Origin of the sequence: Sulfitobacter sp. M05 (assembly GCF_029285175.1) — a bacterium.
In the GTDB taxonomy this organism is placed as follows: Bacteria; Pseudomonadota; Alphaproteobacteria; order Rhodobacterales; family Rhodobacteraceae; genus Sulfitobacter.
Genome location: NZ_JABEDH010000001.1, coordinates 1,558,906 through 1,571,600, shown reverse-complemented (window position 1 = coordinate 1,571,600; position 12,695 = coordinate 1,558,906). Strand labels below are relative to the sequence as shown.

The following is a 12,695-nucleotide window of genomic DNA, read 5'->3' as shown; positions in this document are numbered from 1 at the left end:
TGTGTTGTCTGCGTGTTTACGGAGATTGCCAGGCGAAGGGAACGGGGAATTTTGCAAACGGCTTGCCAGCGGGGGCCGGAAATTGCGGGGGTTTCCGGCCTGTTTCCCTGACTGGCTGCGCTGTCAGCGGCGCGGTTTTCCGGGCCGCTTGCGCGATCCGTGCTGCACGGCTTTCGGCTTTTTCGTGGCGGTGCCGGTATTGTCCTCCAACACCAGCCCCAGCTGGTCGCGTACTACTTTGCGGCGCAGCTCTTCGACCTCGCCTTGTTTCAGCTCGCCCAGCTGGAAGGGGCCATAGCTGATGCGGATCAGCCGGTTCACCGACATGCCGACGGCATCCATGGCGCGGCGGATTTCGCGGTTCTTGCCTTCGCGCAGGCCAATTGTCAGCCATGCGTTTGCCCCTTGCTGGCGGTCCAGCGTCACGGCCATGGGCAGGAATTTCTCGCCTTCGATGGTGATTCCCTTGCGCAGAGGTTCCAGCGCTTCGTCCGAGGGGCGGCCGTTCACCCGCACGCGGTAGCGGCGCAGCCAGCCCGTGCTTGGCAGTTCCAACTGGCGTTTGATGCCGCCGTCGTTGGTCAGCAACAGCAAGCCTTCGGAGTTGAGATCAAGCCGTCCGACGCTCATCACCCGCGGCATGTCGGCGGGCAGATCATCATAGATTGTGGGGCGTCCCTTGTCGTCGCGGGTGGTGGTCACAAGGCCGGTTGGCTTGTGATAAAGCCACAGGCGCGGTGGTTCCGGTTCGGCCAGCGGTTTGCCGTCGACGCTGATCCGGTCCTTGTCGGTGACGTTCAGCGCTGGCGAGGAGATCTGTGTTCCGTTGACGCTGACGCGGCCGGCTTCGATCATCCGTTCGGCTTCGCGGCGCGAGGCAACGCCTGCGCGCGACAGAACCTTGGCGATGCGGTCGCCCTTGGGTGTGCCGGTATCGGGCTTGTCGGTATGGGGTGTGTCATTCATAAGCCTGCCTTAGCGCCTTTGACGGACTTGCGAAAGGGCGTGGTTTGCGGTCCGGTGGTGCAATGGTATTTCGATCTTACATGGATGTGGCCCTGCGCGAGGCGGAGGCAGCGGGCGGGCGCGGCGAGGTGCCGGTGGGCGCGGTTGTGGTCAATGCTGCGGGTTTGGTGGTGGCACAGGCTGGCAACCGGACCCGCGAGTTAAGTGATCCCACGGCCCATGCCGAGGTGCTGGCGATCCGTGCGGCCTGTGCGGCGCTTGGGTCGGAGCGCCTGATCGGGCATGACCTCTATGTGACGCTGGAACCTTGCGCGATGTGTGCCGCCGCGATTGCGGCCAGCCGGATCGGGCGGCTGTATTACGGGGCGGGTGATCCCAAATCCGGCGGCGTGGCGCAGGGGGCACGGGTGTTTGCCCATGCCCAGTGCCATCACGCGCCCGAAGTCTATGACGGGATAAATGCTGCCGCGTCCGAAAAAATGCTGAAGGCATTTTTTGCGGGGAAAAGAGGCGGTTAAACCTCGATGGCCTGCAAGACCTCCGGTTCGACGACATTGACCCCAGGCAGCCCGTCGGCCAGCACTTTCGCGGATTGTTCCAGAACGGGCATGGTGCGGTAGTGGCAGGGGATCACGGTCTTGAAGTCGAAATAGCGTTTCGCGGCATAGGCTGCCTCGGCCATGCCCATTGTATAATGCCCGCCCGCGGACAGGATGCCGACGTCGGGTTTGTAGAAATCTCCGATCCAGTCCATGTCGGCCATGATGCCTGTATCGCCCGAAATATAGAGGCTATGCCCCTCACCGCGCAGGATAAAACCGCTCTCATTGCCCATATAGCGGCGGGTGTTCGCCACATCGGCTGATGATGAATGCGAGGCGGGCACCATGCTGGCCGATACTTTGTCGCCAATTGCAATGGTGCCGCCCATGTTAAAGGCCTGACCTTCCACAGCGCCCTCTGCGGCCAGGAATTGTGCAAGCTCGTACATCCCCGATACCGGTGCGCCGGTCTGTTTTGAAATCGCGACGACATCCGTAATGTGGTCGAAATGCGCGTGGGTCACCAGAATATGCGTGGCCCCGGTGATGGCTGCGGCATGTTGGTCCTCTGTCATCATGGGATTGCCGTTGAGCCAAGGATCAAGCAGCACAACCTGATCCTCAATTTCAAAGCGGAACGAGCCGTGGCCAAGCCAGATGATTTTCATGTAAAACTCCCTAAGATTTGGCCCGATCTTAACGTCTTTGCCTTCAAGCACCAGCCTCCCCTTGCGAGGGGGCGCTAGGGGCGGTATTGGCAGGGAAAATGAGATCGCTGCAAGGGAAGCCCCATGTCCATTGATGAAAACACCGCCGCGCGTGTGGCAAAACTGGCCCGGATCAAGGTCGAGCCGGATGCACTTCCGGCTTTGGCGCAGGAGTTCAACGGAATTTTGGGGTTTATTGAGCAGCTGAGCGAAGTGGATGTCGAAGGTATTGAGCCGATGACATCTGTAACTCCCCAGCGGCTGAAGCGCCGTGTGGATGAGGTGACGGACGGGGATCAGCAGGAGAAGATCCTGAAGAATGCGCCCGATGCGCGTGAAGGTTTCTTTGCTGTACCGAAGGTGGTGGAATAATGACCGATCTGAACAAACTGGGCCTTGCCGAAGCCCGCGATGCACTGCGTGCTGGTGAAACCACGTCGAAAGAGCTGACCGAAGCCTGTCTGAAGGCGATTGACGGGGCAGGGGCGTTGAACGCTTTTGTCCACCACACCCCAGAGATTGCGCTGGAGCAGGCGGCCAAGGCCGATGCACGTCTGAAAGATGGCGATGCGCCCGCGATGTGTGGCTTGCCGATTGGCATCAAAGACCTGTTTTGCACCAAAGGTGTGCCGTCGCAGGCGGGTTCGCGCATTCTTGAAGGGTTCCTGCCCGAGTACGAAAGCACCGTCAGTCAGAACTTGTTTGATGCAGGGGCGGTGATGTTGGGCAAGCTGAACATGGATGAATTCGCCATGGGGTCGTCCAATGAAACATCCGTTTACGGCAATGCGGTCAACCCGTGGCGGCGTGGCAATGACGATGCGGCGCTGACACCGGGTGGATCATCAGGCGGCTCTGCGTCGGCTGTGGCGGCGGACCTGTGCCTTGCTGCAACCGGCACCGACACGGGCGGCTCCATCCGTCAGCCCGCTGCGTTTACTGGCACTACCGGGATCAAGCCTACCTATGGCCGATGCTCGCGTTGGGGTGTTGTGGCCTTTGCATCTTCCCTCGACCAAGCTGGCCCGATGACCAAATCCGTGCGGGATGCGGCGATCATGCTGGAAGCCATGTGCAGCTATGATGCCAAGGATTCGACCTCGGCTGATCTGCCTGTGCCGAATTTCGAAGCGGCCCTAACAGGGGATGTGCGTGGTAAGAAAATCGGGATTCCAAAAGAATACCGGATGGAGGGTATGCCCGAGGAGATCGAAACCCTTTGGCAGGACGGCATCGCGATGATGAAGGATGCAGGCGCCGAGATCGTCGACATTTCCCTGCCGCATACCAAATACGCGCTGCCGGCTTATTATGTGATTGCCCCTGCCGAGGCCTCCAGCAACCTCGCGCGCTATGACGGTGTGCGCTATGGCCACCGGGCGAAACTCGACCACGGCGACGGCATCACCGAGATGTACGAAAAAACCCGCGCCGAAGGATTCGGAGCAGAGGTGCAGCGCCGTGTGATGATCGGGACCTATGTGCTGTCGGCGGGTTTCTATGACGCCTATTACAACCGCGCCCGCAAGGTGCGCACCCTGATCAAGCGTGACTTTGAAAACGTCTTTGCACAGGGCATTGACAGCATTCTGACGCCGGCCACCCCGTCTGCCGCATTTGGACTGGGCGAAATGGCCGAGGCCGATCCGGTGCAGATGTATCTGAACGATGTTTTCACCGTCACTGTGAACCTTGCCGGTCTGCCCGGTATCGCGGTACCCACCGGGACGAATAACAAAGGCCTGCCCATGGCCTTGCAACTGATCGGACGGCCATGGGAAGAGGCCGATCTGCTGTCCTCCGCCTATGCGCTGGAACAGGCCGCAGGATTTGTAGCCAAGCCCGAGAAATGGTGGTAAACCCGCGGCAATAAGATCGTCAAAATGACAAAGCAGGACCCATGAACACACGTAGTTTCCTTGTTATCGCCGCTGGCGTGGCTCTTGCCGCCTGCCAGCCTACGATCCCTGAATCCGGTCGCGGTGTGGGTTTTGACAATCAGTTCAACGCTGAACGGGCACGCCGTGACGCGGCGCTGAGCGGCGTACCGGCACCGGCCTCTGTCACCGCGGCCCCGCTGGGATCAGCAGCAGCAACCGCAGCCGAAACCACACGTGTTCTTGATGCCACCCGCCCGAATGGTCTGGGCAATGATGCGGCTACCAATTCCGGTGTTGCCCCATTGAACGCCAGCCCGTCCAATCCGCCGCCGGTGCTGAATTCTGCGGGCATCTCGAACGAGAACAACTTTGACGCGGTTTCAGGCCAGCGCAGCATTGACGCAGATGCCGCCCGCCTTGCTGCCAACCGGTCACAATATCAGGTGATCCAACCCGAAGCCCTGCCCAGCCGGGAAGGGTCGGGGCCGAATGTGGTCGCTTATGCGCTGCAAACCTCGCACCCGCGCGGCACGGCGCGCTATCGCCGGTCCGGGTTCAACAAACAGGCGAAGTTTGAGCGCGCCTGCGCCGAATTCGCAACCGCTGACGAGGCGCAGCTGGAGTTCCTGTTGCGCGGGGGGCCGGAAAAGGACCGCAAAGGCATGGATCCGGATGGTGATGGCTATGCCTGCCGCTGGGATCCGGCACCCTATCGTCGGGCAACCCAGCAGGGATAAGCGGTGGCCACGCCACAGATCACCACGCGGCTGTCGCCCAATTGCGGGCCACGGCGTGACGGGCTGCGGCCCGCGCTGGTGGTGCTGCATTATACCGCGATGCACAGCGCAGAGGCCGCCATTACACGGCTGTGTGATCCGCAAGCAGAGGTGTCGGCGCATTATCTGATTTCCGTGGCGGGGGCGGTCACCCAATTGGTGCCGGAAGACAAACGCGCATGGCACGCTGGCGCGGGATCATGGCACGGACAGGATGACATCAATTCGCGCTCGATCGGGATTGAGCTGGATAACAGTGGCGGCCACCCCTTCCCGGAGCCACAAATGGCTGCTTTAGAAACACTGCTGTCCGGCATCATGCACCGCTGGAGCATCCCGCCGGCGGGTGTCATTGGTCATTCGGATATGGCACCGGGCCGCAAGATTGATCCCGGCCCGCATTTCGACTGGGCGCGGCTGGCGCGGCAGGGGCTCGCAGCAAGACCAGCGGCTCAGACCCCTGCAACCCTTGATGAACACAGCTTTGCAACCTGCGCCCATGCGGCGGGCTATCCCCAAGATACCCCATTTAAGACCTTGCTTGCCACCACCCGCTTGCGCACTGCACCTTGGCGGCGGGGCCCCTTGACGCTTGCGGATTACACACTGCCCTCGAACTGAGCCTCTCCTCTTTTTGGCCTTATATACTGTAGCGCGCCATTTGCTGCATTGACGACAGATATGTTCACGCGCTAGGCCCGCCCCACATGCGGAAGGCTGGATGACCGCGGTGACAGCAATGTTATCGAGGAAAGTCCGGACTCCAAAAAGCAACGGTGCCGGGTAACGCCCGGGCGGGGTAACCCGACGGACAGCGCCACAGAAAACAGACCGCCATGAACAGGTCGGGCAACCGAAACCATTCAGGGTAAGGGTGAAACGGTGGGGTAAGAGCCCACCACGTCTCTGGCAACAGCGACGGTGACGGCAAGCCCCACCAGGAGCAATGCCAAATAGGGACCGCGCGTCGGTTGACCTTCGGGTCGCGACAGGGCTGCTTTTGCCCCAGCAGGTTCGGGTTGGCAGCTGTAGCTGCAGTGGCAACACTGTGGTCAGAGGAATGGTCATCCAACTTCGGGTTTCGGCCCGGGGGGGGACAAAATCCGGCTTACAGGTCTTCCGCGTGTAATTATCGGGGGCGTTTTCTTTGAAAGAAAGCGATCAGGAAATTACAAAAATTTCCGTTCCCCACCGCGCGGGCGCAAAGCTTCAGGCAAGCGGGGCTTTTGCTGTTGACTCGGACCTGCATCCGGTTAAAAGCCAAAGCTCAGAATTCACGCATCCCCGAAAACTGTGGCGGTGCAGCAGGAGAGACTATCATGGCGAAGCCAACCACGATCAAAATCCGTCTGAACTCGTCCGCGGGCACAGGCCACTTCTATGTCACCAAGAAAAACGCACGCACAATGACTGAAAAAATGGTTATTCGTAAATACGATCCCGTTGCGCGCAAGCACGTTGAGTACAAAGAAGGCAAGATCAAGTAAGATCTGACTTTCGTTTTACGCAGGGCCGCGCAAATTGCGCGGCTTTTTGCGTTTTAGGGCTAGAGCTGTGATTCAATCTGAAAATTCAATGATGGCTGTCGCCTCCGCGAAGCGCGTAATGATCGTTGGCGGACCGGGTTCCGGCAAATCCACCTTGGCGCGTTTGCTGGGGCCGCGACTGGGATTGCCGGTTTTTCACATGGATAAAATCCATTGGCAGGAAAACTGGGTAGAGCGTCCGATGATCGAGAAACTGCCTATGGCACAGGCGGTGGAAGAACAGGACAGATGGGTGTTCGAGGGCGGCATGTCGGTGACCTATGGCAACCGGATGGAACGGGCGGATATGCTGATCTGGCTTGACCTGCCGGTGGGGCTCCGTTTGTGGCGGGTCACCAAGCGCCTGTTCCGCTATCTGGGCAAGGCGCGGCCTGATCTGCCACCGGGCTGTGTTGAACGGCTGCACCCGGAAACACTGACCTTCTACAGGTTCATCTGGCAGTCCCGCCATGACGCGCGGGAAAAGATTGTCAAATTGATCGCAGACGCCGGTGGCAGGCTGGTTGTGGTGCATCTGCGCAACCCGCGTGAGGTGCAGGCCTGGCTGGACCGGCTGCCCTGACCTCGCCGGGTTATCGCGCCCGACCTTAAACATGAATCCCCAATACCCTGCCACGCTGCGCGTTCTCGGGACAGCGGGGATACGAAATGCTTCAGGTTAAAGGTCGAACGCTTTAGCGCTGCTCTGGCGGAAGGTCTTTGGTCGCGGCAACCAATGCTTTGATATTATCCATATCGTGTTTCAGGCTGCGCCGCTTGTCACCTGGCGGGTGATGCAGGCGACTGGTGCTGGTGCGGCGCGCCATTGCCGGGCGGATCGGGCGCGGGACAAAGCCGCCGGCGCAGTTGGGGCAGACGTTCTGCAACACGGTGTCGACGCAGGTCGCACAAAAGGTGCATTCATAACTACAGATGCGGGCATTAGTGGCCTCTGGCGGCAGATCGCAATCGCACATCTCGCAGTTGGGGCGCAGTTCAAGCATCGCAGACCTTTCGAAAATGGGAGCGCTGAAATGAAAAAGGCCGGTCCACGGGGGACCGGCCTTTCGAGACGTTCTGGCGAAAGCCGCTTATTCGCGGTTGCCGAAGAGTTGCAGCAGCATCATGAACATGTTGATAAAGTTCAGGTACAGGCTTAGCGCGCCCATGATGGCCGCCTTGCCCAGCCACTCTGTGTCGCCGTGGTGCGCATGTGAGATATAGTCGGTCTTGATCCGCTGTGTGTCATAGGCGGTGAGGCCTGCAAAGATCAGCACACCAATGGCAGAGATGGCGAACATCAGGGCACCGGACTGCAGGAAGATATTGACGATAGACGCCACAATCAGGCCAATCACACCCATGATCAGGAAGCTGCCCCAACCGGAGATATCCTTTTTCGTGGTGTAGCCATAGAGCGACAGACCGGCAAAGGCGATTGAGGTCACCAAGAAGACCTGCGCGATGGAGTTGTTTGTGTAGACCAGAAAGATCGAGCTGATCGACACACCCATCACGGCAGCAAACAGATAGAAGACGGTTTGCGCCGTGGCCGCAGACATTTTGTTAATCGCGGCCCCAAAGCCGAAAACAAAGGCCAGCGGTGCAAACATCACAACCCATTTCAGCGGTGAAGCGTAAAGGGCATAGCCAAGGCCGGTCAGGTATTTGTCAGCGCTCAACTGCGCGGAGGCCGCGGCAGGATCTGTGGTGACCGCAAGGCCGGCAAGGGCCCATGCGGCAGCAAATGTAATCAGCATACCGATCGACATCGTGCTGTATACTTTGTTCATGTGGGCGCGCAGCCCCGCGTCGATGTCGGCGGCGCGGGTTCCGGCTGTGCTCCGGATTGTATTCACGTCAGCCATGAAAAACCTCCAATTGGCAAAAGGGTTTGGTTCCCACGCAGGGCGTGGGGTGTATTGCACCAAATATCGGAATTAGTTGCCAAGTTTACAAGGTATAACACGCCTTTATGGGGCCGAGATTGGAGATTATTTGATCCAATGCGCCGGAACGTCCCAGATCGGGCGATTTGCTTCGCTTTGTGCTGATGCCGCGCTGATGCCCAGATCGTCCAGCCGGTCTTGGTCCAGCTGTGCGAGGTGGCGGCGGCTGCGCATGACTGCAAATGCGGCGGCAACCCGTGCAAACAGGCCGGGGTTTTTGGCGCAACGGTCAACGGGGCGGGCAAGGACGGAGGAGGGGAACATGATGTGACCTTTCATTTCGCGTGATGTATTGATGATTTGTATTTCGATGCTTGATATATGCCGGATCACGGGCAATAATAAAAACGAATGTTTGTTATCCCTTTCATCACAAGGTCTGATATATGAGAAATCTCGACATTACGACGCTACGCTCTTTTGTGGCGGTGGCGGATTCCGGTGGCGTGACGCGTGCAGCGGGTTTTCTTCATCTGACCCAATCGGCGGTCTCGATGCAGCTGAAGCGGCTGGAGGAGATGTTGGGCCTGTCCCTGCTGGATCGCAGTGGGCGGACCATTGGACTGACGGCATCAGGAGAACAACTGCTGGTCTATGCCCGCCGGATGGTGGCCCTAAACGACGAGGTGATCGGGCGGCTGACTCATCAGGCCTATGAGGGCGAGATCAAGCTGGGCGTGCCGCATGATGTTGTCTATCCGGCGGTGCCGCAGGTGCTAAAACAATTCCACGCAGTGTTTCCGCGGGTCAAAGTGCAGCTGGAAGCCTCTTATACCAAAACCCTCAAGGAACAATACGCCAAGGGAGACTGCGATGTGATCGTGACCACCGAAACCGGCGTGGACCAGGGCGGGATGGTTGTGGCGCAGAAACCATTGGTTTGGGTCGGTGCCCCCGGCGGCACCGCTTGGCGGGCGCGTGCCCTGCCATTGGCGTTCTGCCGGCATTGTGTCTTCCGGGCGCAGGTAGCGGTTGCGTTGGATGCGGAAGGGATTGCCTGGGAAATGACGGTGGACACCGAAAGCGACCGCACCATTGAGGCTGCGACCAGTGCGGACCTTGCGGTATGTGCGATGATTGAAGGGACACAGCCGCCCTATCTGGAAGTGATTGATCATGGTGGGGCCTTGCCAGCCTTGCCGACCCAGCAAATTAACCTTTACAGTAGGGGGGAAGGCGGCGGTGAGGTGCATGATACGTTGGTGAGTCTGCTGGAACAGGCGTTTTCCGGCTCCACATCACAACGCTTGCGTGCGGTCTGAGGGGGCGTTTTCTGCACAGAGCGCCCGCATCGGCGGTATATAGCCGATATTTAGTACAGCGATTTTGCCACAGTTTTGGTGCAGTTGGGCGCCAAAACTGCAGGGGGGAGGGAATTGGATGTTCTACCTAGAGGTGCAATAAATTCTGTCAGAACAAGGCATAGCAGATGAGTGCATCGGAAACCTCTGTGCATATGCGCACAAGCGTGTCTCGAAAAAAGTAGGATAAATTCCACTAAATTTTGCTGAGCGGGCTCTAGACAGAAGTGTGCAAGTCGCCCATTGCGTAATTCTCCGGAATTTAATTTGCGCGCTTGAAACGGCGTAGTAAACTAGCCCGGAACGCCGGATAGAACAGGCGATTAAAGAAAGCTCGCTCTTGCTCGTGATGTCATGAGTGGGAGGGACGTATGAGAAGGTTGAAATGAATGCCCCATAAAGTTGATGTACATGTTGGTCAGAAGATCCGTCAGCGCAGATGGCTCACCGGAATGACCCAGCAGCGGCTTGCAGAGTTGGTAGGCATCAAGTTTCAGCAAATTCAGAAGTATGAAACCGGCGCAAACCGGGTCAGCGCGTCGCGGCTTTGGGACATTGCCGATGCGCTGGACGTGGATGTGTCGTTTTTCTTTGAAGGTATCAAATCCGAGGAAGAGCAAGCGCAGGAAGTGGTCGAGAATGTCCCCTCCGATCTGCTGGGCGACAAGGAAGCAATGGACCTGATCCGGTCCTATTATTCGATCCCCGAAGACCAGCGCCGCCGGTTGTTTGAACTGGCCCGTGTGCTGAGTGATGTGGCATAGTTCACCACAGAAACAGACCTGAACCCGTGACATCCCTTCCTTCCTTCGACGCTGATGTGCGGCGCGTTGCCCATTTAATGGCTGATGCTGCGCGGGCGGTGATTCTGCCGTATTTTCGCGGCAGTGAACTGGCCACGCAAAGCAAACTGGCCGACGGATATGATCCGGTGACCGTGGCCGATCGCGCCGCCGAAGAGGCCATGCGCGCAATTCTTGCGCAGCATCGTCCGGATGATGCGGTTCTGGGCGAAGAATTCGGCGCAAAAGCCGGCACTTCGGGGCTGACCTGGGTGCTTGATCCTATTGACGGGACCCGCGGGTTTGTCAGTGGCACCCCGACATGGGGCGTTTTGATCGCCCTGTCGGATGCAGATGGGCCGTTTTACGGGATCATTGACCAACCCTATATCGGTGAACGTTTCGAGGGGGCCCCGGACGGGGCGGCGATGACCGGTCCCTTGGGTCAGCGTGACCTGCGCACCCGTGCGGCCCGTGACCTGAGCGAAGCCATTGTGCTGACAACCTTTCCCGAGGTCGGCACCCAAACCGATCATGACGGATTTCATGCGGTGGCCACACAGGCACAGCTGACCCGCTACGGAATGGATTGTTACGCCTATGCGCTGCTGGCAGCGGGGCAGGTGGATCTGGTGATCGAGGCAGGATTGCAATCCTATGATATTCAGGCACCGATAGCGGTGATTGAAGCCGCGGGCGGCATCGTGACGGACTGGCGTGGCGGGCCGGCGCATGACGGCGGACGCGCCCTGGCGGCGGCAAACCGCGAAATTCATGCTCAGGCGTTGGATATTCTGCGAAATTATTGACCCGGATAAGCAACTTGTACTAGAATTCTCTTGCACAGTCTCTTTCCCGTTTTCCGTCTGTGCGCTTCGGTTAATTGAGATGGGCCATCATGTTTTCAGGTGTCCTATATGTCAGAAACCCTCATCCGTAATGCCGACGTTATCATCACAATGGACGACAGCCGTCGTGAGTTGAAAGCCGCCGATCTGCGTTTGCAAGAAGGGATCATCACGGAAATCGGTCAGGGGCTGCACAGTGAAGGCGCGGTGGTTGACGCCAGCGGTTGTGTGCTGACACCGGGGCTGGTTAACACCCATCATCACCTCTATCAAAGCATGACCCGCGCGGTGCCGGCGGGGCAGGATGCGCTGCTGTTCGGCTGGCTGAAAACGCTGTATCCGATCTGGGCGCAGATGACGCCGGAACATTTCCACGTATCAGCACAGGTTGGGCTGGCCGAGCTGGCTCTGTCCGGCTGCACCCTGAGTACCGATCACCTCTATCTTTATCCGAATGGCACCCGGTTGGAGGATACCATTCATGCGGCGGCAGAGCTGGGGATGCGCTTCCACCCCACGCGCGGCTCGATGAGCATAGGCGAAAGTGCCGGTGGCCTGCCGCCGGATGCTTTGGTCGAGAAAGAAGCGGATATTCTGGAAGATTGCATTCGGCTGGTTGATGCTTTTCACGACAGCGGGGAAGGGGCGATGTGCCGGGTGGGGCTGGCCCCTTGTTCGCCGTTTTCAGTCAGCCGTGATCTGATGCGCGAAACGGCTTTGCTGGCGCGTGACAAGGGCGTGATGTTGCACACCCATCTGGCGGAGAACGAAGAGGATATCGCCTATTCGTTGGAAACGTTTGGATGTCGCCCCGGTCAATATGCCGAAAGCCTTGGCTGGGTCGGAGAGGACGTTTGGCACGCCCATTGTGTCAAGCTGGATGCGGCTGAAATTGCGCTGTTTGCTCAGACGGGCACCGGCGTGGCGCATTGCCCTTGTTCGAACTGTCGCCTTGGATCAGGCATCGCGCCGGTGCGTGCCCTGCGGGATGCTGGCGTGCCGGTGGGATTGGGTGTCGACGGATCGGCCAGCAATGATGCCGGAAATCTGATCGCCGAGGCGCGTATGGCGATGTTGTTGCAGCGGGTGGCGCAAGGCGCGGATGCGATGAGTGCGCGCGAGGCCCTGTTGATTGCGACGCGCGGCGGGGCGGATATGCTGGGGCGTTCGGATGTTGGGCGGCTGGCGGTTGGCAAGCGGGCCGATATTGCGGTCTGGGATGTCAGCGGGATTGCCACGGCAGGATCATGGGACCCGGCCGCAGTGCTGCTGGCCGGCCCTACGACAGTGCGTGATCTGTTTGTTGAGGGCCGTCAGATCGTGCGCGATGGGCAGGTGACGACGCTTGATCTGGGGGCGGTGATTGCACGGCAGAACGCAATGGCACGCGGGCTGATGGACCGCGCATAGGCCCGCAA

16 protein-coding genes and 1 other RNA gene are annotated in these 12,695 nt (G+C 59.1%); 12 read left to right on the top strand and 5 right to left on the bottom strand.

What is annotated here, in order from left to right; genetic code table 11:
• Positions 1-123 precede the first annotated feature (123 nt).
• Positions 124-966 carry a pseudouridine synthase gene (locus HKX44_RS07795; protein WP_276150702.1) on the bottom strand — a complete coding sequence of 281 codons (843 nt, stop codon included), beginning with the start codon at positions 964-966 and terminating at the stop codon, positions 124-126.
• A gap of 62 nt (positions 967-1,028) precedes the next feature.
• On the opposite strand from HKX44_RS07795, the gene HKX44_RS07790 reads away from it, so the two are divergent.
• On the top strand, positions 1,029-1,484 hold the full coding sequence (locus HKX44_RS07790; RefSeq protein WP_276150701.1) for a nucleoside deaminase: 456 nt from the start codon (positions 1,029-1,031) through the stop codon (positions 1,482-1,484).
• Here the strand turns inward: HKX44_RS07790 and HKX44_RS07785 are convergent.
• Positions 1,481-2,176 carry a metal-dependent hydrolase gene (locus HKX44_RS07785; RefSeq protein ID WP_276150700.1) on the bottom strand — a complete coding sequence of 232 codons (696 nt, stop codon included), beginning with the start codon at positions 2,174-2,176 and terminating at the stop codon, positions 1,481-1,483. The genes HKX44_RS07790 and HKX44_RS07785 overlap by 4 nt on opposite strands.
• Positions 2,177-2,299: 123 nt before the next feature.
• On the opposite strand from HKX44_RS07785, the gene gatC reads away from it, so the two are divergent.
• The 7 genes from gatC (at position 2,300) to HKX44_RS07750 (ending at position 6,980) form a co-directional block, all read left to right on the top strand.
• Complete coding sequence (gene gatC, locus HKX44_RS07780) at positions 2,300-2,587, top strand: Asp-tRNA(Asn)/Glu-tRNA(Gln) amidotransferase subunit GatC (RefSeq protein ID WP_276150699.1); 288 nt, start codon at positions 2,300-2,302, stop codon at positions 2,585-2,587.
• On the top strand, positions 2,587-4,074 hold the full coding sequence (gene gatA / locus HKX44_RS07775; protein ID WP_276150698.1) for an Asp-tRNA(Asn)/Glu-tRNA(Gln) amidotransferase subunit GatA: 1,488 nt from the start codon (positions 2,587-2,589) through the stop codon (positions 4,072-4,074). The genes gatC and gatA overlap by 1 nt, the downstream gene beginning before the upstream one ends.
• Before the next feature lie 41 nt (positions 4,075-4,115).
• The gene (locus HKX44_RS07770; protein ID WP_276150697.1) at positions 4,116-4,832 is read left to right on the top strand and encodes a hypothetical protein; all 717 of its coding nucleotides are present in this window, start codon (positions 4,116-4,118) and stop codon (positions 4,830-4,832) included.
• A 3-nt stretch (positions 4,833-4,835) separates the two neighbouring features.
• On the top strand, positions 4,836-5,492 hold the full coding sequence (locus HKX44_RS07765) for an N-acetylmuramoyl-L-alanine amidase (RefSeq protein WP_276150696.1): 657 nt from the start codon (positions 4,836-4,838) through the stop codon (positions 5,490-5,492).
• An 88-nt stretch (positions 5,493-5,580) separates the two neighbouring features.
• Positions 5,581-5,998, top strand: an RNA gene (rnpB, locus tag HKX44_RS07760) — RNase P RNA component class A.
• Between the two features lie 192 nt (positions 5,999-6,190).
• Entirely contained in the window at positions 6,191-6,358 is a 168-nt protein-coding gene (gene rpmG / locus HKX44_RS07755; protein WP_013961079.1) for a 50S ribosomal protein L33, read from the top strand.
• 67 nt (positions 6,359-6,425) lie between these two features.
• The gene (locus tag HKX44_RS07750; RefSeq protein ID WP_276153702.1) at positions 6,426-6,980 is read left to right on the top strand and encodes an AAA family ATPase; all 555 of its coding nucleotides are present in this window, start codon (positions 6,426-6,428) and stop codon (positions 6,978-6,980) included.
• 112 nt (positions 6,981-7,092) lie between these two features.
• On the opposite strand, the gene HKX44_RS07745 is transcribed toward HKX44_RS07750, so the two are convergent.
• From HKX44_RS07745 to HKX44_RS07735, 3 genes are all read right to left on the bottom strand, one after another.
• On the bottom strand, positions 7,093-7,401 hold the full coding sequence (locus HKX44_RS07745; protein WP_276150694.1) for a DUF1272 domain-containing protein: 309 nt from the start codon (positions 7,399-7,401) through the stop codon (positions 7,093-7,095).
• A gap of 87 nt (positions 7,402-7,488) precedes the next feature.
• The gene (locus HKX44_RS07740; protein WP_276150693.1) at positions 7,489-8,265 is read right to left on the bottom strand and encodes a Bax inhibitor-1/YccA family protein; all 777 of its coding nucleotides are present in this window, start codon (positions 8,263-8,265) and stop codon (positions 7,489-7,491) included.
• A gap of 126 nt (positions 8,266-8,391) precedes the next feature.
• Entirely contained in the window at positions 8,392-8,610 is a 219-nt protein-coding gene (locus HKX44_RS07735; protein ID WP_276150692.1) for a hypothetical protein, read from the bottom strand.
• A gap of 122 nt (positions 8,611-8,732) precedes the next feature.
• On the opposite strand from HKX44_RS07735, the gene HKX44_RS07730 reads away from it, so the two are divergent.
• The 4 genes from HKX44_RS07730 (at position 8,733) to HKX44_RS07715 (ending at position 12,687) form a co-directional block, all read left to right on the top strand.
• Positions 8,733-9,608: a LysR family transcriptional regulator gene (locus HKX44_RS07730; protein ID WP_276150691.1), complete on the top strand. Its 876-nt coding sequence runs from the start codon at positions 8,733-8,735 to the stop codon at positions 9,606-9,608.
• A 428-nt stretch (positions 9,609-10,036) separates the two neighbouring features.
• Positions 10,037-10,411, top strand: coding sequence for a helix-turn-helix transcriptional regulator (locus tag HKX44_RS07725; RefSeq protein ID WP_276150690.1), 375 nt, complete (start codon positions 10,037-10,039; stop codon positions 10,409-10,411).
• A 26-nt stretch (positions 10,412-10,437) separates the two neighbouring features.
• A complete protein-coding gene (gene hisN, locus HKX44_RS07720) occupies positions 10,438-11,238 on the top strand; it encodes a histidinol-phosphatase (protein WP_276150689.1) in 801 nt (266 codons plus the stop codon).
• A 108-nt stretch (positions 11,239-11,346) separates the two neighbouring features.
• Complete coding sequence (locus HKX44_RS07715) at positions 11,347-12,687, top strand: 8-oxoguanine deaminase (RefSeq protein ID WP_276150688.1); 1,341 nt, start codon at positions 11,347-11,349, stop codon at positions 12,685-12,687.
• Positions 12,688-12,695: the final 8 nt, after the last annotated feature.

Excerpts from the sequence above, each read along its gene's own strand:
- HKX44_RS07795 (WP_276150702.1), bottom strand. The coding sequence starts at position 966 with ATGAATGACACACCCCATACCGACAAGCCCGATACCGGCACACCCAAG.
- HKX44_RS07790 (WP_276150701.1), top strand. The coding sequence starts at position 1,029 with ATGGTATTTCGATCTTACATGGATGTGGCCCTGCGCGAGGCGGAGGCA.
- HKX44_RS07785 (WP_276150700.1), bottom strand. The coding sequence starts at position 2,176 with ATGAAAATCATCTGGCTTGGCCACGGCTCGTTCCGCTTTGAAATTGAG.
- gatC (WP_276150699.1), top strand. The coding sequence starts at position 2,300 with ATGTCCATTGATGAAAACACCGCCGCGCGTGTGGCAAAACTGGCCCGG.
- gatA (WP_276150698.1), top strand. The coding sequence starts at position 2,587 with ATGACCGATCTGAACAAACTGGGCCTTGCCGAAGCCCGCGATGCACTG.
- HKX44_RS07770 (WP_276150697.1), top strand. The coding sequence starts at position 4,116 with ATGAACACACGTAGTTTCCTTGTTATCGCCGCTGGCGTGGCTCTTGCC.
- rpmG (WP_013961079.1), top strand. The coding sequence starts at position 6,191 with ATGGCGAAGCCAACCACGATCAAAATCCGTCTGAACTCGTCCGCGGGC.
- HKX44_RS07745 (WP_276150694.1), bottom strand. The coding sequence starts at position 7,401 with ATGCTTGAACTGCGCCCCAACTGCGAGATGTGCGATTGCGATCTGCCG.
- HKX44_RS07740 (WP_276150693.1), bottom strand. The coding sequence starts at position 8,265 with ATGGCTGACGTGAATACAATCCGGAGCACAGCCGGAACCCGCGCCGCC.
- HKX44_RS07735 (WP_276150692.1), bottom strand. The coding sequence starts at position 8,610 with ATGTTCCCCTCCTCCGTCCTTGCCCGCCCCGTTGACCGTTGCGCCAAA.
- HKX44_RS07730 (WP_276150691.1), top strand. The coding sequence starts at position 8,733 with ATGAGAAATCTCGACATTACGACGCTACGCTCTTTTGTGGCGGTGGCG.
- HKX44_RS07725 (WP_276150690.1), top strand. The coding sequence starts at position 10,037 with ATGCCCCATAAAGTTGATGTACATGTTGGTCAGAAGATCCGTCAGCGC.
- HKX44_RS07715 (WP_276150688.1), top strand. The coding sequence starts at position 11,347 with ATGTCAGAAACCCTCATCCGTAATGCCGACGTTATCATCACAATGGAC.